This window comes from Prochlorococcus sp. MIT 0701 (assembly GCF_000760295.1).
In the GTDB taxonomy this organism is placed as follows: Bacteria; Cyanobacteriota; Cyanobacteriia; order PCC-6307; family Cyanobiaceae; genus Prochlorococcus.
In genome coordinates this window covers 84,106-105,183 of the sequence record NZ_JNBA01000036.1, presented here as the reverse complement: position 1 = coordinate 105,183, position 21,078 = coordinate 84,106, and the positions used below count along the sequence as shown (strand labels likewise).

The window sequence follows — 21,078 nt, the reverse complement described above, 5'->3', positions numbered from 1 at the left end:
GAAGCAATGCAGTCATGCTGCTCACTTTTGCCCATTTGTTGCACACAGGCTGAGCAGCATGAGCAGGCTGCGGGTCACCTTGGCGCCAAGCACACTACTCATCCCTGAAGGATCAAGTTGGGGGGCGAGTTCCACCACGTCTGCGCCGACAAGCTGATGGTGTCGTAGTACATCCACGACGGCGGCAAAATCGCGCCATAGAAAGCCGCCTGGTTCAGGTGTACCCGTTCCCGGCAGTACGCATGGGTCGAACCAATCCAAATCCACGGTGAGATAGAGAGGTTTGCCTTGATGGGATGCAAGGGCATTAGCTAGCTCAGTCGCTGCTTGGCCAGTGTTGTGGTTCACCAGCCGTTGCTGATCGTGTAGTTCCTGAAATTCTGCGCGTGTGCCACTGCGGATTGCTAATTGCAAAAGTTGCCCGCTGGGGAGTACTTCTAGGCAACGGCGCATGGCACAGGCATGGCTGTGTCGTGCACCTAGATACTCTTGGCGGAGGTCTGCATGGGCATCCAGTTGCAACAGCACGAGATCTGAATGCAATTCAGTGATTGCAGCCACTGCGCCGGAGCTGATTGAGTGCTCGCCCCCTAGCATCAGGGGCCTGAGACCCATCTGCAGCACGTTTTGGGTGGCTTTTTTGACTGCTTCTACAACGGGCTTAGGGTCGCCGCAGGGAATGTCAAGGGCGCCAAGATCGGTGAAGGCAAGATCTTCTAGATCTATATCAAGCTGCGGGCAGTAGGTCTCTAGGCCGTTGCTGACGTCGCGGATGGCTGCCGGACCGAAGCGGCTGCCTGGACGGAATGAAGAGGTGCCGTCGTAAGGCACGCCAAAAAGTCCCACGTTGCAACCGCTAGGGTCGCGACGGGCAGCCATGAAGATGGCACCTTCGCTGTCGAATCTTGTTGCAGTGGTGGTTGTGTTTTGGGCCATCAAGTCAGCTCCCGTTCAATGAAAGCTGGTATCGCTTGAAAGGCACCCTGTTGCCAGCGTGGGCTCCAGATTTCACAGCCTGAGGAGATGGCGGCCGCTCTTGCTGGGAGTGGGTTGCGATAACGAGGACCATCGACGGCGGCGAAGGTCCAGCTCCACCAGCCGCTTGGATACATCGGCACCCAGCCGTAAAGGGGGTCGGCATGGCCGAAAATTTGACGGATCAGGCGAACAGTGTCGATGTGAACCTGACGGAACGCTTCTGGTGACTCGCTTTGAGTAGCAAAAACTCCTCCGGGTCGCAGGATGCGTCGACACTGCTTGAAAAAGGTCTTGTTGAAGAGGCCTTCAGCGGGCCCGGTCGGGTCTGATCCGTCCACAAGGATCACGTCGTACGAGGAGTCAGTTGCATTGGCGACCCAGGCAATGCCGTCTTCCAGGTTGAGCTGTAAGCGGGCATCGCTCCAAGCATGGCCTCCAATGCTGGGCAGATGCTTTTGGCTCAGTTCCACGACGCGGCCATCAATTTCCACCATGTCGAGGTGTTTGACGTCTTGGTAGCGCAGGCACTCCCTTGCTGTGCCGCCATCGCCGCCCCCAATTACCAATACCCGTTCAAGTTGGGCAGCGCTACACAGAGCTGGGTGGACCAAGGATTCGTGATAGTGGCGTTCCTGGTGTTCTGCGGTCATCCAGCAGCCGTCGAGCAACAGCCCTTTCCCGTAGCGGCTGCTGTCGATCACCGTGATGCGTTGGTAAGGGCTTTTTTCATCAACCAGTACACGGCCTTGAAGGCCATAGCGAACACCCTGGTGGTGTTCATCGATCCAGCCGCTTGCTGTTGTTGAAGGGCTGTCCATGGCAAGGAGGCCTAAAACTGTCTTCCAGCTAAGTCCCCCGTAGGGCTTTGATGCCAGCGTGGGTCCATGGTGCAAGACCTTCTGATTACGAATCGCTTGTTGATTCCCGCTGCTGAACTGCAGTGGCGGTTTTCAAGGGCTTCTGGGCCTGGAGGGCAGGGTGTGAATACAACTGATTCACGCGTGGAGTTGCTTTTTGACGTAGAGCAGTCGTTGGTGCTTGGAGAGTTTCGCCGTCAGAGATTGCAACAGCAGTTGGGAACTCGTTTGGTGGATGGTTGCTTACGAGTGGTGGTATCTGAGCAGCGATCTCAGTGGCAGAACCGGCAGCTCGCCATGATGCGACTGGCGGAGTTGTTGCGGCAAGGACTGAAACCCCCATCACCAACACGCCGAGCGACCCGACCTGGCCGGGGTGCAGTGAAGCGTCGGCTTGATGCAAAGAAATTGCGTGGACAGCAAAAAAGAAATCGACGAAAAATCTCTGCGAGCGAAGATTAACTATTGGTGGAGGAACGTTCCTTTTTGCAAGTGCAAAGGTATCATTTTTATGGCTATAGGCGGCTGGTGATCAGGGATTGTCAATCGTAGAAATTTGCTGGGTGGCTCACTTCTAGGCATCAATTCTATGTCACTATAAAAAGCTTTTTATAGTGGAAGCAAGGCGAGCTTAAATTCAGGAAATTGAACTTCTTTCGCTCACTGATAAGCGCATCAAATTTTTTCTTGACTATCACGTTAAAACGCTTATTGATCCTTCCTCGCCTGTCAAGCAATACTTGACAGATGATCTTGAATGGTTTCAAAAACGGGGCAGCCTTTTGTTCTTGACGTGCTGATCATTTGCCTAGAGCTTCGAGAGAAGGTTGCGAGATGCTTTGAAGCGATCCACTCTGGGCTACAGTATTTTATGATGATGCTGTCGTTATTGGTGTGAGGTCAGTTTTTCGAAAGAAAATAATTGGGCTTGCTAAACTGACCTCAATTGTTTTTGTAGCACACATATATGATCTGCTTCGAAGATGATTTAAGGATTAAGGCTTATGCAATGGGGACTATAGAAAGCTGAACTTTTTTGCGAGTCTTGGGGCAAAGTAGAGAAATCGGCCGTTAGAGATACTCTCGTGAAAAATCTAATTGTTTGAGGAAGATCCAAGGTCAGAGTGAAGACTTGTTGATGGCATTTCGTTTCATGTGCCTCCTTTTGCTATATATTTATAGAATGGATGTTGGCCTGGGAGGTTTCTCTATTTAAACACAATCTATAGTTAGTTTATCGGATCCATCGATCAACAGAGTTGCTTGCTGATGATCATTCAATGGTTGCTGAGCAGCGCTCGAAGTGGTAGAGCAAGTGTTGCAGTGCCAAACCCAGTATGTCACTTAAAAGTGCTGCTGTGGAAGCTAGTGAGCTGATCTTAATTAGCTCATTGACTTCTTAGTGCATATTTAGAACTGGAAAATTCTTCATCAATGGTTTTGACTCTCTATGGGCTGCCGGAGTTACCTTTCCATTCAGGGTTCTCTTTCACAGTAGAGCTTTAATGTGTTGATCTGCAATGATCGGATATTGGACTTTCTTGTGGTTGTGGGCTTTGAAGCCATGCAATGGCAAGTAGATTGAATGCCGCAATGGGATTCTTTTGCGTTCATATATTCGCTCTCTAGGATGATTTATATTGAGGAAGAGGTGTGACTTTTCAATTCCGATTACTAAAAGTGGATTATTGATCCTTCGCTTTGTCCTGGCTTTGATTGCGACGATTTCGGAATGCTCTTTCGCCTGTCCATAATGCGATGGCAATTAATACTGCTGTAATCGTTAGGGGAAAATCAGTAATAGATACAGCGAAAATAGGATGAATCATGGGTGGTTTTGGTTTAAGAAGATAGCTTGAGTTTTGAAGTTGTGCATTTAGAAGATTTAACTTATTGGGTTAAGGATTTCATGTGAGTTGATTCGATATCTTTTTGGCTTTAGACTCTTCACGAATGGCTGCTTTTGCAGTTTGCCAGAGTTGCTCAAGTTCAGCTAGTGATTGGCCGCTCAGTTTGCCTTCGAGAGCAGCTTCAACGCGAGAAAAGCGTTCAAGGAAGCGTTCGTTTGTACCTGCAAGGCCCTCTTCCGGGCTGAGGCCGCGCCAGCGAGCAACATTCACAAGAGTGAACAGCACATCGCCAAGTTCTGTTTGTGCATGGGCTTGGTCTTCATGTTCTACGGCCTCTTTGAGTTCCTCTAGCTCTTCGTCTACTTTTTCCCAGACTCCATTGATGGTGTTCCACTCGAAGCCAACGTTCGCGACCTTTTTTGAGATTGCCATCGCTCCAGCCAGAGCTGGCTGGCCTCTGATCTTGCTACGTAAACGATCACTGAGTGGACTGTTCGAGGCTGCGCTGGGCTGCTCGCTCGCTTTGATCGATTCCCAGCTCTGGCGCACTGCTTCGCTGTCGTTTGCTACTGCATTTGCGAAAACGTGTGGGTGTCGGCGAATCAGCTTTGCGCTGATGCCTCGGGCGATGTCTTCGAGATTGAAGCGTCCTTCTTCGTTAGCGATCTGAGCATGTAGCACGACCTGCAGCAGAAGATCCCCTAGTTCTTCGCTGAGGTGGTTGTCATCACTGTTGCGGATGGCGTCGGCCACTTCGTGGGCTTCCTCCAACATGCATGGAATCAAGGAGGCATGGGTCTGCTCCAGATCCCAGGGGCATCCTCCCTTGGGATCCCTGAGCTGGGCCACGATGTTGACCAGCTCCGCGATGGCTTCTGTTGGAGCCAGATGTTGTTCGGCGTCCATGCCTTTGATTTGTATTGGCCTACCTTCTCATCGATGACGCCAGCGATGCCATTCGGCGGGGAGGGGATCGCCATCGAGAATGAGGTGTAGCCAAACACTGGCTTCCAGCCCTAGCAGCAGTGACAGGATTGGTTGAGGATGAAGCCGCAGCTGCTCATTCAATGCTTTGGCAAGGCTCAGCGGTGCAGGACAACCCAGAGGCTGCAAGAGCATCAGTAGTAGGCCAGTCCAACTCATCAGGTAGGCCACTCTTAGACCGGTACCGATGAGTGGGCCGTGGGAGAAGAGGGAGCGATGGGGAATCAGTTTGCGGTAGGGCCACCAAAGCCCTTGCAAGAGCCCCCAGCGCTTCAATGGTTTTGAGTCAGTGTCGAGGTCTGGTGAAAGCCACAGTCCGCCGACCACAAAGGCGAGCCCACCAATCAGCCCACTGGGCAAGCCCATCACAAAGCTCAGGCCGATGCCAAATGGAAGGCTCCAGAAGTAGGTGGCTTTGTCGTGGTCCTCGCCAGAGGCCATGTCTCTTCTATTGTGATCCAGTCCACCTTGACCTCTTGAGGCACAATTGTCTCTAGGGGCGATTAGCTCAGCGGTAGAGCGCCTGCCTTACAAGCAGGATGTCGCTGGTTCGATCCCAGCATCGCCCATTCATTGGCTGTAAAGACGTTTTGGTTTGCCTAAAACTCAAAAAAAGCTGTTCACTCAATTTAATCAGCTTTAAATGCGATTGCTAACTGATTGGATTGCATTGCGTCAAGATATACGCCTAGGAAAATGTCTTGTTGCCTTTTTAATCATGCATGAAATTGAATCTGACTTTTGAGGCCAAGAGTTAAGCTTTTTTGAGTCAAAATCTGTTGACAAGTATACTTCCAACCGGTTAATCAGTTTGCGGCTTTTAGAAAGAATATTGCTTGGCCCTGAGTGGCATTTAGGACGATATAGCAATGGTACAATCTTTCCTAATCCAGTTCAAGAGGAGTTACTGGTAGGTCACCCATTGTTCAATTTAGTAGCAACGCAAATATTGCCCCAATCGAACCATTCTCTTAGATGAATCTGCTTCTATTGTTTAGAATGCTCTCTTTGCTCTGCCGATTTAGGTAGGGCTTCTTGATGATCGTCATCAATCCAGTATGTGGTGGGCTTCTCGTCTCAAGTCCCTTAAGGCTCATGAAGGCTGACACGCGTTATCAAGTCAGGCTTCCCAGTCCCAGTCCTGAAAGGGCCAACTGCAGAGCTTGATTTCTTGAGAATGAAGAATTTCGCTAGGGATGCAATAGTGATACATGGCTAACGCTTCGAGATGGAAAATGGTCCGCGCCTAGGCATTACCCCAACGGCCGCAGCTGAGCTGGGTCGACAGGCTGCTTTTGCCGGCACCCCTGGCTTGATGCACCTCGATTTGACTGAGGACACCTGCGGTGAGGGTTGGCTACACGTTCGTCTAAGGCCTGGTCCATGCAGCGGTGTGCCGGTTTCCCGGGCCGATGGCGTAACGCTCTATGCCCCTGTCGACCAGTTCGACTTGCTCTCTGGCCTCATCCTTAATTATTACGGAGATCTTAGTGGCGGAGGTTTCCTAATAAGTGCACCTCATGGAGCCGAAAGCTGTGCCTGTGGTGGAGGCTTTCGTCTTGTCGCAAAAGATGAGTAGTTGCCTTTTCTTTGGATATCCTATGCTTCATTTTGAAAGTTATATCAACCCAATACAGCAAAATAATGAGCTCATAGAACCCATCTACTGCGGGAGTATTTTTCAGAAATGAATTTTTTTAATGGCTTTGATGTGTGAAAGGTTGAGAACTTAGATCGTGAGATTGCCGGTTTGGTAGTGCTTTTGCAGAGGAAGTTTGAACTAGAGCGGATTGACAGCAGCCGACTCCCCTTTGCCAAGACATTTGCAGAATGATGATCGCTGTCATGCTCAGGGTGTTGATGTCGATTGCAGCAGCTGGCGACTACAGCTGATCCACGCTTAAGTGCTCAGCCGGCATCTTTTTTGGTAATCCCTGCATCTTGGACGGAATCAACTTGATCCTTGATACAGGCACTCATAGTGTTCTGTTTGGGCCCAATGGGGCTGATTCAGTCGACCTTGCTTCAGGATCAGCAAAGACTCCATTCTGCTTTTGTCTTGATGGCTGGTTTGCCTGTTCATTACTGTCGCGCGCAAGTGGCCTTGATGCCATAAAGAGGAACGATCGATAGGAGCTTCCCCATTCGCGTTGACAGCTTGTTGCTCTAGGTCAGTTGCCTGGTGAATGGCTTGGATGGTGTGAGCATGCGGATGCCTTGCAACGTATGGGTGTGGATGAAGTATCTGAATGTTGTCTTGAAAAGAGCTCTGCTGGGCAGCAGCAAAGTGCCATGTTTGTACGCGCAATAGTGTTCAGCAGGCGATAGTGTTTTTTCTGGCTGCAGCTCATGAGTTAATTGCTTGATGCTGGCTTAACTCTTCTCGTGAGCAGTGATAACTGTGATGAGGCTTTGAATGCTGATGACCTTGTGGTCGTGCTTGTCTGCGTTGTGCTTGCAGATGGGATTGCATTTAAGGCTGGGCAAACTCTCGGAACATGTTGAAGGCTGGGCAATCATTGTTGGAGTTAGGGGTCTGGAGTCTGCTGTTCAGGGCAGTTTTTGACCTTTTTGGCAGCTCTCACACAGACCAAAGAACTCCAGTGTGTGGAAGATCAGCTGAAAATCATGACTTTGTTCTTTAGGGATGTTGAGGTTGTGCAAAGGGCAATGCTCGATCGGCAGCGTTTGGCCGCAGTCCACGCATGTCAGGTGATGGAGGTCCCTTTCCACAGGCGCATAGAGGGCTTCACCGGTAGGTAGGTGTCGGCATCTCACCAGTCCTCGTTGTTGAAGCTGGCGCAAGTTTCTGTATACGGTCGCAAGTCCCATGGCATAGGGGCTGTCCTGTAAGGCGCGATGAAGCTGCTGACCGCTCATTTCATCGCAACAGCCACGCAGTTCTTTCAAAAGTTGCTTCTGCCGCAGTGTGGGTTGGCTCTGATCGACAGGCATGGACGCGCTCGTTCATTTGCTCTTTTAGCTCAGAGGAGATGGCAAGAGGATTGCTTTTGAGAAATTTTTTGCATGAATGATTGTAGAAAATCAACGAGTAAAACCATTGAGCCAAGGCAATTTCATCCAATAAAGCAGATTTTTACGCAGACCTCAAGAGAATCTAGAGTCTTAGATTGATAAATTATTTTTCTCATTTTGAAATGATATTTACCAGAACCTTGGTTTGCAATTAAGCATTGGCCAATGATTCACTGATGGGTGAATAATTACAATGATTCGTAATCAATGGCTGAGTTTGGCATTCTTTTACTGAACAATTAAGCCAATCCTGCAAAACACCGAAGGTTTTTGCTCCAAGCGGAAGAAAGTCTAGCGATCCTTATGTAGATCGATAATCAAGCCAGTAGCCTTCAAGGCCTTGAGGTGAAAGTAAACGCACGATTGTTCGAAACTCTAACTGATTAATGAGATCACATAATCCTTTTCAGATGAGGGAACTTCCTCTATTATTTGTATATCATTAGGGTCTGCAAGGGCCTTGATTGGAGTTCTGGTCATTGCTGCAGTAGCACTTCACACGAGAATCAAGCTGAAGAATATTCACCCAGCTCTTGTATTCAAAAGGGTAATTGCCCTACTCTGACATTCAACGCGAGTCAGTCACTGCCATATGGTTATAAGTGGTTTGCAAGGTCGCTTTGGGAACTCATGTCAATAAATGATTAGTAGCGATCAAGTGTCACAAGTTTTCAAGCTGATCAATTCAACGTCGTGAAAAACCCTGCAAAAGATTTCTATTGGTGCAGAATCAGCCACATGCACAGTTGAGCTAGATGGATAGGCTCGCTACAGCCTGGGCGATATTTCAGGGCCTTCTACTTGAAGCGATTCCCTTCCTGTTGCTGGGTGTCACTATTGCTGGTTTGGCCCGTTGGCTTGTACCCCAGGGGGCCTGGATCGGACGTCTCCCCAGGCATCCACTGCTAGCGCCGATCACGGGTGCCTTAATGGGCTTTGCCCTGCCTGCTTGTGAATGCGGCAATGTGCCTGTCGCCCGCCGATTACTGGCCAGCGGTGCTCCTTTGGGCACAGCCTTCGGCTTTCTTTTTGCAGCGCCAGTCCTGAATCCGATTGTTCTCGCCAGCACCTGGGCCGCTTTCCCTGATCAGTCTTGGTTGCTGATTGCTAGACCACTCGGAGCTTTTCTAATCGCTCTGTTACTCAGTGCTCTTTTGGTGCAGCTACCAGAAGCGCAACTGATTGAATCGTCCCTACTGGCAGAACGGCGTCTTAGCCAGCCCTTGAGCAGTATCGGCCTATTAGAAAGAGGCGGTGGGCTGATCGGAGGCGCGATACCCGATCCACAACCAAGGAGGATTGAGCGACCTCAACTCAGTGAGGTGCTGGAACAAAGCAGCAGGGAATTTCTTGACCTGCTTGCTCTGCTCGTGCTCGGTTGTGTGATCGCCGCCCTTGTGCAGACCTGGCTGCCACGCAGTTGGCTATTGGCGGTAGGCAGCGCGCCGACACTCTCGATTTTGGCGTTGATGCTGCTGGCGATCGTGGTCTCGGTGTGCTCAAGCGTGGATGCCTTTCTGGCCCTTGGCTTCGCTGCCCAGGTGACACCCGGAGCCCTGCTGGCGTTCCTATTACTGGGTCCAGTTGTGGATCTGAAACTTGCAGGTCTGTTCACGGTGTTGCTCAGGCCAAAAGCGATTGGCATTACCGCAATCGTGGCCTGTCTAGGCGTGCTGCTAATCGGTCAGTGGGTCAATTTATGGCAACTTTGAACAGGAGAAAACGATGATCCGTGCCCTCCTTCTGGTGCTGTGGGGATGGATGGTGGTCTGGAGTGTTCATTCTGGCCGCCTCGACCTCCTTCTCGCCGGTGGCTTCCACAAACTTGTGAGTGCTTCAGGAGTGGCGCTGCTGATTGCAGGGGTGATGGTGGGGATGAAAAGCCGCAAGCGGCAAGAATCAGTCTCATGGCCCTGGCTGGCCAGTGCTGGGATGGCAGTACTTGTGTTGCTAGTGCCCCCGCATCCTTCCTTCAGCGACCTGGCGGCCTCGCGCCCGCAAGGACTACCTGAACCGCCGGATTTGGCTTTCGTGCTGCCGCCTCAACAGCGCACGCTTACGGAATGGGTAAGGCTATTGCGCAGCCAGCCCGACCCTGATCTGGTGGATGGCAATCCTTTAAACATCAGTGGATTTGTGCTCAAGAGAGGCGATGAGCCAGCCCAGATCGCACGCCTTACGGTGCGCTGCTGTCTGGCGGATGCCACCCCTGCAGGTCTACCGGTGTCCTGGCCAGTGGACGCTAAGCCCAAGGTCAATCAGTGGCTCAAGATCGAAGGGCATATGAAGGTGGAAACACGTCAGGGCCAAAGAGTCGCCGTTGTGGTTCCCGAGACAATTACTCCGATTCAAAGGCCGGAACGACCTCTGGAACCATGAAGCAAAAGATGTGGGTGCTGCTAACAAGCTTCGCGGCTCTGGTGCTGGTGCAACAGCAACTGCTGCTGCGCCGTCCCCCTCGATTGGTGTCACGCACACCGCAGCCTCTCCAGTCAGGTAGTGCTGCCCTTGACCTTCGCTTCAGTCGGCCGATGCAACTGGGGAGCGTGGCGGCGGATAGTCAATTGCAACCGGACCTACCTCACCGTTGGCAGGGGGAGAACAATCTGCTTCGTCTGTTGATTGATGCCAAACAGAGCATCAAGACCTCAATTCAGCTGACGGTTGCTGGACAGGATCATCGAGCCCAGGCTCTACCCCCCCAGCACTGGTGGTGGGATCCGAGACCCTGGCTGTTAGTGAATCGCCATGTGGATGGCGGAGACCAACTGCAAGTCCAGAGACGCGATGGGCGTTGGATACCCCTTAGCCCCACGCTGAATCAGATCAAAAGCGTTGTTCCCCTTGGCAATGGCAAGGGAGCAGCCTTGATCGAAACGGATAAGGACTGGAAGCAGCGACTTTTTTTGCTGCCTTTGTTGCCACGCAATATCACGGCTCATCGCGATCAGCTCGCCTATCCAAAGGCAGGCAAATTGATGCCATTAGTGCCAGGGCAATATCTTTTTGCTGATCTCAGCAGCAATCTGAACGGTGATCTGCTTGCGCAAACAGGAGGATTCTCTCCAGGAAGTGGACGCACTGAACTCATCAAAGCGGATGGTGAGAGAAGAACCCTTGAGATCAATGCCTCCGGTCCGATCCAGCTGCTGCCGGCCGGTGGTGGAGCGGTTGTGCCCACCTTCAACGGGCTGACACTGCGTCCACTGATTGAAAACTACAAGACCCCCCAAATCCTCCCCGGGGCAAGGGATCTCGGAGATTTCTGCCAGGCTACGGGAAGGGCAGTGCTCATTCGCCATTGGCCTGACTATCGTCGTTCGATCGAGTTGGTGATTCCAGGATTGCCCCCTAAGCAGCTCTGGCTTGGCGAAGAGTCAGTGCTGGCCTTGAGCTGTGATAACAGGGGCGAACGTGTTTGGGCGGTTCTTGGTCGCAGGCAGGATCGCCGCATGCAACATGAGCTTGTTCTACTGGATGGCGGCGGCGTTGTACTAAGCCGCCGCCAACTAGCACCATGGCTTTTTAAGCCAGGTTCAATGCTGCAGTTTGACCCTGTTGGCGAACAGTTGTTGATGACAGTCACCAAGCCAGGATTGGATGCAGGCCGAGCGGCTCTGATTGATGCCACCACGCTTGAGTGGCTCGAGGTCTTTCCAATACGAATTAAGGAGGCACTTTGGTTGTCTGCAGGCTGATCTATCGCTGTTTGCTTAGAAGCTGAATGTGACGCCGGTGCCGACATGGTGCTGCCAGCCTTCACCCCAGCCTGAGCCTCCTTCTGAACTGTAGGTGGGCTGCCAGTGGGCGAACAGAACAGTGTTGTTGCCGACAGGGTATGCAACTGCCAGTTCGCCTGCGAAATCGGTGCGCTGTTCTAGTCCGGAGTAGCTGCCCGGTACGTAGAAGCGTGGTCCAGCGTTGAGGCTGATGTTCAACAGGTCGACATTGAAACCGACTCCAAGACGGGGATCGGTGTAGTTGCCCATCCATGTGCCATCTGATTCCCATCCCTGTCGATGGTCGATAGAGAGATAAACGCCATCGATCAGATCTTCGAGGCGATCGCCGAGAGCAAAATTGACATCTCCATCACCCAATGCCCAAACCACCTTCGCGCCTAGTTCATTCTTCAGACCCTTAATGTCTTCGCCTTGATCCTTGGTGACGTAGTAGGGATTCCAGGAGACCGACAGGCTCAGGTGATCGTTAGGGGCATAGCGCGCCTGTAGGAAACCGCGGACATCGCTGCGCTTGTAGTCGGTGTCATGGGAGCCATGGCTGGCATGGCCGTCATCGTCGTCATGTTCATCGTCGGCATGGTCGTCGTCGTCATGGCTATCCGTCTCCTCCTCATGGTCGTCATCATGCTCATCGGCATGGTCATTGTCGTCATGGTTATCCGTCTCCTCGTCATGGTCGTCATGCTCATCGCCATGATCGTCGTCGTCATGCTCGTCATGGTCGTCATGCTCATCGCCATGATCGTCGTCGTCATGCTCGTCATGCTCGTCGCCATGATCGTCGTCATGGCTATCCGTCCCCTCGGCATGCTCATCCACATGAACCTTGCCGTAAAAGTGTTCCGCTTCACCCCACACCAGGGCTGGACCAATGGCGGCCTCAATAGCGAAGCTACCGCCATTTCCAAGACCCCACTCCATCTCCAGGCCAAGCAAACCATCGATGGCGTAGTGCTCAGGGCTGCCATCGAGGTTGGTCATGAATCCTCCATGGCCTTCGATGCTGAGAACAGGGGATGCACGAAACTCTCCTGCCTCTAGCGCTTCTTCGCCACTGCCACCATGGTTATGGTTGCCACCAGCAACGCTGGGACGGCAGAGGGTGGCATCAAGCGTTACTGGAGCAAGCAGGAGCGCTAGAAACAAAAACTGGGGTCGATTGAAGAGACAACGAGGCATTTGATTGTGTAGGAATTAATTGAAAGGGCTTTAACAAAGGTGAAATTGATTGTTCAACGAATTGCGGACCAACGCCCAATGAGTTTATCGGCAGCGACCTGATCACACTGACCTCCTTGGCCTTTGACCACAGTGCAAATGTTCAGCGTTGCCGTGCCAACTGTGGAGCGATTTGGAGCGAGGCCATCTGCGAAAAGAGGTGAGCTATAAACGGGCAGTCCAGTGCTGCGGCTGATGCGACGCAGGGTCTTGCTGACAGGCAGAGATTCAGGAAATAGGGTTTGGGCGCCGGACCCTTGCACTTCAGTTGTGATCGTTCTAAGGCTAGAGGGGCGCAGAACGCCTCCGGTGGTGAAGGAATCGAGCATGGTGATTTGTCTCAGCCCATAGCGATTCGTGAGGTGGCTATAAGCCTTGTGTTCACTCACGAGAACGCGCTGATTCTCAGGAATCGTGGCGAACTGCTTGCCGCCCCAATCACCAACGGCATTGAGGACGGTAATAGCTTCTGCTGCCCGGGCAGCCAATGCAGACCGTTGCGATGCAGGTAGGACTGGAGCGAGACGATCAGCAACAACCACAACCATCGCGGCTGAGTTGGCGGGATCGTGCCAGACGTGGGGATCCGAGTCATTGTGGTTATGAGCGCCATGCTCCGCATGGTCGTCATCGTGGCTTGCGTGGCTCGCAGTGGGCATGGCCTCCTCCGCCACGGCAATCACCTTGGCTGAGCCGCTGATTTTGTTTGCACTCGGGGTGAGCTTGAAGCCGTTATGCAACACCAGACTCGCGTTGCTCAGAGCCTGTCGGTCGCTGGGTTTGAGCCTGTAGTTGTGGGGATCGCTACCAGGTTGAATCAGGCAAACCACCTTGACGTCTGTGGCTACAAGGGTGCGAGTGAGATCACAGAGCACACCATCAATGGCGACCACGGTTGGTTGACTGGCCTGTGCTGGAGTCTGAGTAGCAGAGACAGTGGAGAGAACAACCAGAGCCGTTAAGACAGATGCAGGGGTCCGAAGCATTGAAATGAAAACAGTCTAGAATGAGAATGATTCCCATTTTTATGACCAGGCGGGGTTTTGTGAGCGCTCTTGTTTCAGTTCCAAGACAGGACCAAGGTCTTCATCAGTTGGGTGTTGGCATTGCATCGGCGATCCCGAGCCTCAGCGTGCGAGGGGTCTCCTACGACTACGACAATTGCTCTGCCATTAAGAGCGTTGATCTCGATCTTCACCCTGGGACGCTCACAGCCCTTGTCGGCCCTAATGGTGCTGGTAAATCCACCCTGCTTCATCTTATTCAGGGTCGCCTTAGGGCGAATCAGGGCACGATTGAAAGCAACGGCAGTATTGCTTTGATGCCACAACGGGCGTCGATCGACTGGTCGTTTCCGATCACGGTGACGCAGATGGTGGATTTGGGAAGACTGCGTACGCGCAATCGAGGGCAGAAGCTTTCTGCTCAGCAGCTACTCAATCAGGTTGGGCTGAATGGGCTAGGTGCTCGACGGCTGGACCGGCTTTCAGGAGGCCAGCAGCAGCGGGTGCTGCTGGCACGGGCACTGATGCAGCAGACCAGCATCTTGCTGCTCGATGAACCTTGCAGCGCCATCGACCCGCCGACGCGGGAACACCTACTCACAGTGATGCGCCAGCAAGCAGAATCGGGACAAACCCTACTCGTTAGTAGCCATGATTGGGGCAGTGCCCTCGATAGCTATGACCGAGTGGTGGTGCTCGACGGCACGGTCCTTGCCTGCGGCACACCTGACGAAGTTCGCCAGAAACTCACCGACATGACTTGCATGATGGGCAGTCACTGCTGTGGATGACTTTGGCATCTGGTGGCTAACGCCACTGATCCTGGCTCTGATGGTTGGGTTGATCTGCCCGACGACTGGTGCTCTGCTGATTACCCAGCGCCGCATCCTGTTAGCCAATCTGATGGCGCATTCGGTCTTGCCTGGCTTGGTGCTTGCGCTGGCATTCGAGCTGGATCCCATCATCGGTGGTTTGCTGAGCGGTCTGCTGGGTGCGTTGCTGGCGGAACAGCTCAACCATCGCTTCAAAGGCCGGGAGGAGGGCGCAATGAACACCGTGCTGGCCGGTTTCACTGCCTTCGGGGTGTTGCTGGTGCCCCTGCTGCAGGCGCGAATCGATCTGGAAGCTCTTCTTTTTGGAGACATGCTTGCTGGCAACGGTAGCGATGTAATCCGGACGTTGATCGCCGCCGCTGCTTTGTTGCTTCTTCTTCTCAGTCGCTATCAGGATCTTGTGTTTCTCGGTGTGGATCCGGAGGGAGCGATCGCGGCGCGACGACCGGTCATGCAGATCCGTTTCATCACGATTCTGATCACCGCTCTGGTGGTGATCAGCGCAATTACTGCCGTTGGTGTTGTGCTTGTGATTGCCCTGCTTTGCGCTCCTGTGCTGGTGAATCTTGATCGCAGCGAGAGTCTGCGCGTCTTGATGCTGCGCTCTGCTGGGACTGGTGTGCTGCTGAGCAGTGGCGGATTAATGCTGGCGATTTTGCTGGATCTGCCGCCTGGGCCTTTGATTGGGGTGCTTTGTCTGGTGTTGTTGCCTTTTTGGCGTCGTTGAGCAAGGTTCAGATTGACATCGCTACTGACGGCAAAAGTTGTTCTGAGCTGCCATCCCCTAGCCAATCGGGATGCTCCTTTTTAGATGTGCACTACCCAGCGGCTAGCCAGTGCCAATACCAAGAATGCTCCGCTAGCTGTTAGCCAGGGTTGCCGCTGGCGGCTGATGAGACGACGAAGCAACACCACACAACCAAGCCAACCAAACGCAATTGCCAAGCTCTGGCAGAAGCCAATCACGTTGGGATCGGCGCTCCATTGAGGCCAACCAATCGGCAACACAGTCCCGGCCTCTGCCAAGCCAATCGGTAGATGACGGGCCAAGAGCACGCTCCATAACAGGGGCAAGGCGGTGTACAGCCAGCGACGCTCTACCCACAGACCTGCAGCCGTTGGCAGGCTTAGCGCTAGGGCAGCAAACACCAGTCGCATTAAAAGGGGCCCCTCCTGGAGAGACTCTGGAGCCAGGGGCAACCAGCCCAGTAGTCGTTGCCAATGATGCAGGGTGATTCCACCGGCCAACACCAAGATCAATCCCTTCTCGCCTTTTGGACCATGCATGCTGCGTTGCAGATCTGCGGCGGGAGGCCGCAGTCGCAATTGCACCGAGTGGTGCGGGCAGGCTTGGGCGCAGGTCAGACAAAGTACACAGTTGCGGTTGTCGCTGAGATGGGCTGGATGGGTGCCCAGGGGGCAACCTTCGCTAGCCATACCTTCGCCTTCAGCAGGACCCCCTTTGAAACAGGCGTAGGACGTGCAACTCCCTGAGCAAGTGCCCGATTGCGCACGTAATTCGAGGATCGAAAGCTTTGCGAATAGGCCATTCATGCCGCCAACTGGGCAGAGATAGCGACACCAGAATCGCTTTTCGAAGACCAGTGAACAAAGCACAGCCCCTGAGGTAATCAGTAGCAAGAGGCAACTGCTGAGTCGGGCGGTGTCTTCAAGGTTCCAGACCTCTTCCCAGATCAGGATCGCTGCGAACCCTGTCGCCAAAACAGGTGCGCCCCAACTGTCGTGATCGCCATGGGGCCAGAGCCTTGGTTGCAACCAACCGGCAGGTAAACCCAAGGTTGAGATCAATTTTGCGAGAGCCTTTTTGCTGTTCTGAGCAATTTCGCCCCAGACCATGAATGGACAGACTGCACACCAAAGTCGCCCGACCAGCGGGTAAGTCAGCAGGATCAGAGGCCACCACCAGGCCCAGAAAAATTTGAGCATGCTGTTGTGTGCCCTGTCTTGTGGGCCAAGCCATAGCCACAGATTCACGAGCACGAAGACCCAGCTCACCAGCCCAAAAAGCAAGCCGTTCCAGAGTTGGGGTGAGCGCATCAACTGACGTAGTTGAGGCTTCCAGCGCCAGATTTCAAAGCGCAGGTTGGGCTCCCGGCTGTTCACCCAGAACACGTCTTCCGGCAAAGCTGCGGGTAGGGCCATGGTGATTGCACCGCTCTCTTGCTCAGCCGCGGCCTGGCTGCGGGCCTGTTGCAAGGCCCGTTCCACCACGCTGTCCAATTCGCGGATGTTGTTCGGGAAATCGTGGCTTTGCAGTCGCCTGACAATTGCTTCGGGTAACTCGGGAGGGCGACTCCAGCCCAGACTGGGGCTGCGCTGGCGCAGGCTGTAACGGAGCCAATCGCCCAGATCGGATCGGCGCACTCGTAAGGGTGGCACTCTGATCTGAGTTGCTACCCCCTCTAGCTCTTTGAGGCTTGATTCGGCAGTAAACAAGATCCGCCCCGAGAAGGCAGGGTGGCCTTCAGTCGCAAGGGCAATCAGACGTGCTTGCAGTTGAGGCTCTGCAAGATCAATGCAGTCGATCAGAAGGTTGCCATCCCCTAGGCAATCGAGCAGAGACAGTTCATGAGAGCCTTCTCTGCCAAAAAGTTCAACGCCTTGGCCTCGTATGTTGCTGGCATCGAAGCTCATCAAAAGAAGGCGTCGATCGGCAGAGCCGAAATGCACGAGTCTGGCGATGTTGTCTTTTTCTAAGCCTGGTTCACCACTGATTAAGACTGGCTTGCGCTCTGGATCATTGGCTGCTTGGCGAATGGATTCACGTAACTTGCAGGCATAACGGCTGCCTCCAACTACGCCGCGGCGTGGGCGACCGATTAGGTAGGGAGCCATCCGCAGCATGCATTGATGGCTGGGGGTGGTGGACTCCATACCGATCAAAGACGACGGACATCCAATTCATCCAAGCTGACAGAAAGCCATTGCGGCTCAAGCTCATCTTGATCAATTAATTCATGGAGCTAAGCGCTCGATGCGCCAGGTTTGCGCATGGTTGCTGTCTTTTTGGGGCCGGTAGCGAAATCGATCGTTTAGCCGGTTCTCGCGTCCCTGCCAGAATTCGAATTCAATCGGAGCCACCCGAAAGCCACCCCAGAACTCAGGTAGGGGTACTTCACCATTGGCGAAGCGACGTTGAATTTCTTGCCATTTCATTTCCAGGATCTGGCGCGAGCTGATCACTTGGCTTTGCTGCGATACCCAGACCCCAAGACGACTCCCGAAGGGCCTTGAGCTGAAATAGGCCTGAGATTCAGCTGTGCTGATGCGCTCAGCAGGGCCCATGATCGCAACTTGCCGCTCAAGGCCATACCAGGGAAATAGCAGGCTCACATTCGGATGCGCAGAAATCTCTTGGGCTTTTCGGCTGCCGTAATTCGTGAAGAACACAAATCCGCGCTTGTCAAAGGCTTTGAGTAGCACTGTGCGGCTGCTGGGGCGCTTGCCATCAAAGGTGCTGAGCACCATGGCGGTGGATTCTTGCAGGTCAGCGGCGATGGCTTGCTGAAGCCAGCGACGGAATTGCTCCACTGGATCGGCATCTAGGTCGACACTGCGCAGGCTGGCTCTTTGGTAATTCCTCCTAAGAGCTGCAATGTCTTGATCAGGGGAGGGTGCACCCATGGGAGCGATGGGGTTAAGAGGATCCTTAGCCAATGCCGCTTGGGCCCGCCGCTTTATGTTCTATCTGTTTAGCAGGGTGTATTACTGCTGAGGCCTAATCCTTCCAGCAGCGGTTTAGCAATATCTGAATTTGCCGCACTGATAAAGATCAGCATCAGCGCCTTGTAATGGGCTCATCAATGGTTTGGTGTTGAGTTTTAAGGTTTCACCCCCTCGGGGAGCAGGGCTCCCTCTAGACGGGCTCCCTCCAGCATGGCTCCTTCTAGCTTGCTGTTTCTCAGATCGCATCCACGTAGGTCCGCTTCGCGTAGATCGGCCTCGCAGAAGGATGTGCCGTATAGGCAGCAGCCAAGCAGGTTGGCTCCGTGCAGATTGGCTCTCTGCAGAAGGGCATAACTAAGGTCTGCGTTGTTGAAATCTGCTTTGCCTAGGTCAGTGAGTTGATCGAGTCCTGACCGGAAATCTGCCTCCACTAGCCGGGCTGTATGCCATGTGCTGCTGGCAGCAATCACGCCTCTGAGGCAGCAGCGATGCATGACGGCATCGCTGAAGTTTGCTTGCTGCATGCGGGATCCGGAGAGATCGGCTTCGTGCCAAAACGATTGCTCAGCGTTGAGCCCGGAAAGATCTGCCCCCCATAGCAAGGCTTCTTGAAAGCAGCAGCCCTGTACGTTGGCATTGCTCAGTTGGGCATGACCGAAGCGGGCTTCCTTGAAACAGCTGCCGGCCAGTTCACAGCCTGAGAGATCGAGATCAAGACCATCCACCTGGCTGAGCTGAAGCCCTGGAAAAAAACGTTTGCCATCAGCAAGGGCTTGTCGTAATTGGTCGAGGTTTTGTGGTCCCAGGGAAGGGGTTCCCTCCATCAGATGATGGAGGAGAGCTCGTCGAGCTGTTGGCGGCGGGCGGTCATGATCAGTTTTTGGGCCTGGCTAATCAGTTTGAACACAGCCTTGTCCATCACCTCGTAGTACACGAGGGAGCCTTCGGGGCGGCGATGAACCACGCCAGCGATGGTCAGCAGCTTCAGGTGTTTGGATACCAGGGCCTGGCTTAGGTCAGTTTTTTCAACAACGGCCGTTACGTTTAGAGGCCCGCTCCTGAGTGCCTCGAGGACTGCTAGGCGGTTGGGCTCTGAGAACACTTTGAAGTATTCGGCGAGGAGCTCCATGCCATTGACTTGTACAAAACAGAATAAACTTAGCGTGACAAGTTGGGATTTGATGAGACATATTAATATCATGTCGTTATATTGGTCTTAGCTGAGACTGTGTGCTCCCGTGGTTTGTGGCTTGGATCTACGGCGCATTTGTCGATTGCCTAAGCCAAAGTTCGATTCTCAAAGCAAAGGCCTTATAATCACTTCCCAGTTAGAGCAAGGTGATGACGGCCACTACTGCGACTGCTCCTGCCATGAGAGGACAAGGGAGGAATGAGCTTCCCCCACACCTTGATGACAACCTCTTAACACCACGTTTTTACACAACAGAATTCGATAAGGCGGCCAAAACCGATCTTGACATCGCCAGAAAAGATTTTGAGGCAATGTTTAAAGAGATGGAAGCAGACTATAATCTTAAACATTTTGATCGCAAGGCTTCTCTAGAGCGCCTTGCTGAACTTTCGCCTGGGGATAAAGCCGTTTACGAGAGCTACCTTGTTCGCTCTGTTGTCTCTGAATTCTCTGGATTTTTACTCTTTAAGGAGATCTCAAATAGATTCAAGAAGGCAGGTCGGCAGGAATTAGGGCAGTTTTTTACATTTTTGGCAAGAGACGAAGCTCGTCATGCAGGTTTTCTTGGTAGAGCGTTGAAAGCAGAGGGGATCAATGTTGATTTGCCAAACTTAGGGAACAAAAGAGCTCCTACATTTTTCCCCCTTAGCTGGGTGCTCTATTCTTTATATCTTTCAGAGAAGATTGGATATTGGCGCTATATCCTGATTAACCGTCACTTGAATGATAATCCACAGAAGGTATGTGCGCCTTTATTTGACTTTTTTGAGCCATGGTGTCAGGACGAAAATCGTCATGGTGATTGCATCAATCTGATGATGCGTTGCTGGCCAGGAATGACCAAAGGTTTCAGAGGCAAGCTGCTTAGCCGTTTTTTCCTTTGGAGTGTTTTTCTTACTCACACACTCACTGTTTGTGAGCGGGGTGATTTTTACGAGCTTTTGGGTATCGACCCTGTCCTTTTTGATGAGGAGGTGATTGTGCAAACCAATCACACATCACGCAATGCATTCCCTTGGGTTTATAACTTCGATGATGGTAAATTCCTGGAGATGCGTATGCAGATTTTGCAGGCATTCCGCAATTGGAGGGAAAGTTCTGGATTGGCTAAGCCGGTAGCTCTAAGTAAGTTTGTGGCATTGATTCTTAGACAGTTTGCCTTGCCAATGCAGCAAACGAATGCAGTTCGCTACGGATAAACCCTCCAGACTGAAGAGACTTTCGCAAATCCCTGAGAGTTTTTTTCTGAAAATAGTACTCAATATATTCCTCTGGGCTAATTAGTTATAAGTTTTTTGATGATGCTTATATATCAAAAGGGCTGCCTGCCTTTGACTTAACTTGCCCTAAATATTTACCGAACTGCATTTCGTAGACCTCATCCTCATCCTGAGTCTCAACTTCTAGATCTCCAGTTGCTCTTGCCACGCAGAGCAGCCCATATCCTTTGTCGCGCATTTCTTTTGAAAGGCCAATGCCAGCCGTTTGATCCATTTCGCCGGATAAAATTCTTACGGCGCATGTTGTGCAACAGCCATTTCTGCATGAAAAAGGCAGCTCCTCTCCACGTGACTCGAAAGAGCGCAAAATATATTCGCCATCTGGCACATCAAAAGTAATTGTGCGGCCTGCTTGGCGGTGGTGGATTGTGATCTTGTGAAGGGATGTCATATGAGTAGCAAGAATGTGAAAGTGT

At 52.5% G+C, this 21,078-nt stretch carries 20 protein-coding genes and 1 tRNA gene; 9 read left to right on the top strand and 12 right to left on the bottom strand.

The genetic code is table 11. The features are described from left to right. Positions 1 to 21: 21 nt before the first annotated feature. Both speB and speE read right to left on the bottom strand, forming a co-directional pair. Positions 22 to 936, bottom strand: a complete 915-nt coding sequence (gene speB / locus EV12_RS09505) for an agmatinase (RefSeq protein WP_036914859.1) — start codon at positions 934 to 936, stop codon at positions 22 to 24. Next, the gene (gene speE / locus EV12_RS09500) at positions 936 to 1,796 is read right to left on the bottom strand and encodes a polyamine aminopropyltransferase (RefSeq protein ID WP_036914954.1); all 861 of its coding nucleotides are present in this window, start codon (positions 1,794 to 1,796) and stop codon (positions 936 to 938) included. The genes speB and speE overlap by 1 nt, the downstream gene beginning before the upstream one ends. Positions 1,797 to 1,862: 66 nt before the next feature. Between speE and arfB the strand changes: the two genes are divergently transcribed. Then, positions 1,863 to 2,297: an alternative ribosome rescue aminoacyl-tRNA hydrolase ArfB gene (arfB, locus tag EV12_RS09495; protein WP_036914858.1), complete on the top strand. Its 435-nt coding sequence runs from the start codon at positions 1,863 to 1,865 to the stop codon at positions 2,295 to 2,297. A 1,445-nt stretch (positions 2,298 to 3,742) separates the two neighbouring features. On the opposite strand, the gene mazG is transcribed toward arfB, so the two are convergent. Together mazG and EV12_RS09480 are read right to left on the bottom strand one after the other, a co-directional pair. Then, positions 3,743 to 4,591 (bottom strand): nucleoside triphosphate pyrophosphohydrolase, encoded by an 849-nt coding sequence (gene mazG, locus EV12_RS09485; RefSeq protein ID WP_036914856.1) that lies wholly within the window; start codon positions 4,589 to 4,591, stop codon positions 3,743 to 3,745. A gap of 27 nt (positions 4,592 to 4,618) precedes the next feature. Next, positions 4,619 to 5,110 carry a metal-binding protein gene (locus tag EV12_RS09480; protein WP_036914855.1) on the bottom strand — a complete coding sequence of 164 codons (492 nt, stop codon included), beginning with the start codon at positions 5,108 to 5,110 and terminating at the stop codon, positions 4,619 to 4,621. A gap of 56 nt (positions 5,111 to 5,166) precedes the next feature. Here EV12_RS09480 and EV12_RS09475 point away from each other — a divergent pair. Together EV12_RS09475 and EV12_RS09470 are read left to right on the top strand one after the other, a co-directional pair. Then, positions 5,167 to 5,238 (top strand) — tRNA-Val (locus tag EV12_RS09475). Between the two features lie 659 nt (positions 5,239 to 5,897). Next, on the top strand, positions 5,898 to 6,248 hold the full coding sequence (locus EV12_RS09470; protein WP_036914854.1) for an AIR synthase: 351 nt from the start codon (positions 5,898 to 5,900) through the stop codon (positions 6,246 to 6,248). A gap of 971 nt (positions 6,249 to 7,219) precedes the next feature. Here EV12_RS09470 and EV12_RS09460 read toward each other — a convergent pair. Further along, on the bottom strand, positions 7,220 to 7,624 hold the full coding sequence (locus tag EV12_RS09460) for a Fur family transcriptional regulator (protein ID WP_036914852.1): 405 nt from the start codon (positions 7,622 to 7,624) through the stop codon (positions 7,220 to 7,222). An 836-nt stretch (positions 7,625 to 8,460) separates the two neighbouring features. On the opposite strand from EV12_RS09460, the gene EV12_RS09455 reads away from it, so the two are divergent. Genes EV12_RS09455 through EV12_RS09445 form a run of 3 tightly spaced genes read left to right on the top strand, consistent with a single transcriptional unit; the run spans position 8,461 to position 11,403 of the window. Next, a complete protein-coding gene (locus EV12_RS09455; RefSeq protein WP_036914850.1) occupies positions 8,461 to 9,417 on the top strand; it encodes a permease in 957 nt (318 codons plus the stop codon). Positions 9,418 to 9,430: 13 nt separating this feature from the next. Continuing rightward, entirely contained in the window at positions 9,431 to 10,084 is a 654-nt protein-coding gene (locus EV12_RS09450) for a TIGR03943 family putative permease subunit (protein WP_036914849.1), read from the top strand. After that, positions 10,081 to 11,403 carry a hypothetical protein gene (locus EV12_RS09445; protein ID WP_036914847.1) on the top strand — a complete coding sequence of 441 codons (1,323 nt, stop codon included), beginning with the start codon at positions 10,081 to 10,083 and terminating at the stop codon, positions 11,401 to 11,403. Before EV12_RS09450 ends, EV12_RS09445 begins: the two co-directional genes overlap by 4 nt. Positions 11,404 to 11,418: 15 nt before the next feature. On the opposite strand, the gene EV12_RS09440 is transcribed toward EV12_RS09445, so the two are convergent. Both EV12_RS09440 and EV12_RS09435 read right to left on the bottom strand, forming a co-directional pair. Beyond that, positions 11,419 to 12,627, bottom strand: coding sequence for a hypothetical protein (locus tag EV12_RS09440; RefSeq protein WP_036914845.1), 1,209 nt, complete (start codon positions 12,625 to 12,627; stop codon positions 11,419 to 11,421). 53 nt (positions 12,628 to 12,680) lie between these two features. Further along, positions 12,681 to 13,652, bottom strand: a complete 972-nt coding sequence (locus EV12_RS09435) for a metal ABC transporter substrate-binding protein (RefSeq protein ID WP_036914843.1) — start codon at positions 13,650 to 13,652, stop codon at positions 12,681 to 12,683. Between the two features lie 131 nt (positions 13,653 to 13,783). Here EV12_RS09435 and EV12_RS09430 point away from each other — a divergent pair, with 131 nt between their 5' ends. Together EV12_RS09430 and EV12_RS09425 are read left to right on the top strand one after the other, a co-directional pair. After that, entirely contained in the window at positions 13,784 to 14,461 is a 678-nt protein-coding gene (locus EV12_RS09430; RefSeq protein WP_036914952.1) for a metal ABC transporter ATP-binding protein, read from the top strand. After that, entirely contained in the window at positions 14,454 to 15,230 is a 777-nt protein-coding gene (locus EV12_RS09425; RefSeq protein WP_036914841.1) for a metal ABC transporter permease, read from the top strand. Before EV12_RS09430 ends, EV12_RS09425 begins: the two co-directional genes overlap by 8 nt. A gap of 80 nt (positions 15,231 to 15,310) precedes the next feature. Here the strand turns inward: EV12_RS09425 and EV12_RS09420 are convergent, their stop codons facing one another. The 4 genes from EV12_RS09420 to EV12_RS09405 form a co-directional block, all read right to left on the bottom strand. Further along, on the bottom strand, positions 15,311 to 17,398 hold the full coding sequence (locus tag EV12_RS09420) for a 4Fe-4S binding protein (RefSeq protein ID WP_036914839.1): 2,088 nt from the start codon (positions 17,396 to 17,398) through the stop codon (positions 15,311 to 15,313). A gap of 81 nt (positions 17,399 to 17,479) precedes the next feature. Continuing rightward, positions 17,480 to 18,148 carry a pyridoxamine 5'-phosphate oxidase gene (pdxH, locus tag EV12_RS09415; RefSeq protein WP_036914837.1) on the bottom strand — a complete coding sequence of 223 codons (669 nt, stop codon included), beginning with the start codon at positions 18,146 to 18,148 and terminating at the stop codon, positions 17,480 to 17,482. Between the two features lie 197 nt (positions 18,149 to 18,345). Then, the gene (locus tag EV12_RS09410) at positions 18,346 to 19,014 is read right to left on the bottom strand and encodes a pentapeptide repeat-containing protein (RefSeq protein ID WP_036914835.1); all 669 of its coding nucleotides are present in this window, start codon (positions 19,012 to 19,014) and stop codon (positions 18,346 to 18,348) included. Next, entirely contained in the window at positions 19,014 to 19,319 is a 306-nt protein-coding gene (locus tag EV12_RS09405; RefSeq protein ID WP_011131561.1) for an ArsR/SmtB family transcription factor, read from the bottom strand. Before EV12_RS09405 ends, EV12_RS09410 begins: the two co-directional genes overlap by 1 nt. A gap of 212 nt (positions 19,320 to 19,531) precedes the next feature. Here EV12_RS09405 and acsF point away from each other — a divergent pair, with 212 nt between their 5' ends. After that, complete coding sequence (gene acsF / locus EV12_RS09400; protein ID WP_036914833.1) at positions 19,532 to 20,581, top strand: magnesium-protoporphyrin IX monomethyl ester (oxidative) cyclase; 1,050 nt, start codon at positions 19,532 to 19,534, stop codon at positions 20,579 to 20,581. A 106-nt stretch (positions 20,582 to 20,687) separates the two neighbouring features. On the opposite strand, the gene EV12_RS09395 is transcribed toward acsF, so the two are convergent. Continuing rightward, positions 20,688 to 21,053: a 2Fe-2S iron-sulfur cluster-binding protein gene (locus EV12_RS09395; protein ID WP_036914831.1), complete on the bottom strand. Its 366-nt coding sequence runs from the start codon at positions 21,051 to 21,053 to the stop codon at positions 20,688 to 20,690. Positions 21,054 to 21,078: the final 25 nt, after the last annotated feature.

Excerpts from the sequence above, each read along its gene's own strand:
- speB (WP_036914859.1), bottom strand. The coding sequence starts at position 936 with ATGGCCCAAAACACAACCACCACTGCAACAAGATTCGACAGCGAAGGT.
- speE (WP_036914954.1), bottom strand. The coding sequence starts at position 1,796 with ATGGACAGCCCTTCAACAACAGCAAGCGGCTGGATCGATGAACACCAC.
- arfB (WP_036914858.1), top strand. The coding sequence starts at position 1,863 with ATGGTGCAAGACCTTCTGATTACGAATCGCTTGTTGATTCCCGCTGCT.
- mazG (WP_036914856.1), bottom strand. The coding sequence starts at position 4,591 with ATGGACGCCGAACAACATCTGGCTCCAACAGAAGCCATCGCGGAGCTG.
- EV12_RS09480 (WP_036914855.1), bottom strand. The coding sequence starts at position 5,110 with ATGGCCTCTGGCGAGGACCACGACAAAGCCACCTACTTCTGGAGCCTT.
- EV12_RS09470 (WP_036914854.1), top strand. The coding sequence starts at position 5,898 with ATGGAAAATGGTCCGCGCCTAGGCATTACCCCAACGGCCGCAGCTGAG.
- EV12_RS09460 (WP_036914852.1), bottom strand. The coding sequence starts at position 7,624 with ATGCCTGTCGATCAGAGCCAACCCACACTGCGGCAGAAGCAACTTTTG.
- EV12_RS09455 (WP_036914850.1), top strand. The coding sequence starts at position 8,461 with ATGGATAGGCTCGCTACAGCCTGGGCGATATTTCAGGGCCTTCTACTT.
- EV12_RS09450 (WP_036914849.1), top strand. The coding sequence starts at position 9,431 with ATGATCCGTGCCCTCCTTCTGGTGCTGTGGGGATGGATGGTGGTCTGG.
- EV12_RS09445 (WP_036914847.1), top strand. The coding sequence starts at position 10,081 with ATGAAGCAAAAGATGTGGGTGCTGCTAACAAGCTTCGCGGCTCTGGTG.
- EV12_RS09440 (WP_036914845.1), bottom strand. The coding sequence starts at position 12,627 with ATGCCTCGTTGTCTCTTCAATCGACCCCAGTTTTTGTTTCTAGCGCTC.
- EV12_RS09435 (WP_036914843.1), bottom strand. The coding sequence starts at position 13,652 with ATGCTTCGGACCCCTGCATCTGTCTTAACGGCTCTGGTTGTTCTCTCC.
- EV12_RS09420 (WP_036914839.1), bottom strand. The coding sequence starts at position 17,398 with ATGGAGTCCACCACCCCCAGCCATCAATGCATGCTGCGGATGGCTCCC.
- pdxH (WP_036914837.1), bottom strand. The coding sequence starts at position 18,148 with ATGGGTGCACCCTCCCCTGATCAAGACATTGCAGCTCTTAGGAGGAAT.
- EV12_RS09410 (WP_036914835.1), bottom strand. The coding sequence starts at position 19,014 with ATGGAGGGAACCCCTTCCCTGGGACCACAAAACCTCGACCAATTACGA.
- EV12_RS09405 (WP_011131561.1), bottom strand. The coding sequence starts at position 19,319 with ATGGAGCTCCTCGCCGAATACTTCAAAGTGTTCTCAGAGCCCAACCGC.
- acsF (WP_036914833.1), top strand. The coding sequence starts at position 19,532 with ATGACGGCCACTACTGCGACTGCTCCTGCCATGAGAGGACAAGGGAGG.
- EV12_RS09395 (WP_036914831.1), bottom strand. The coding sequence starts at position 21,053 with ATGACATCCCTTCACAAGATCACAATCCACCACCGCCAAGCAGGCCGC.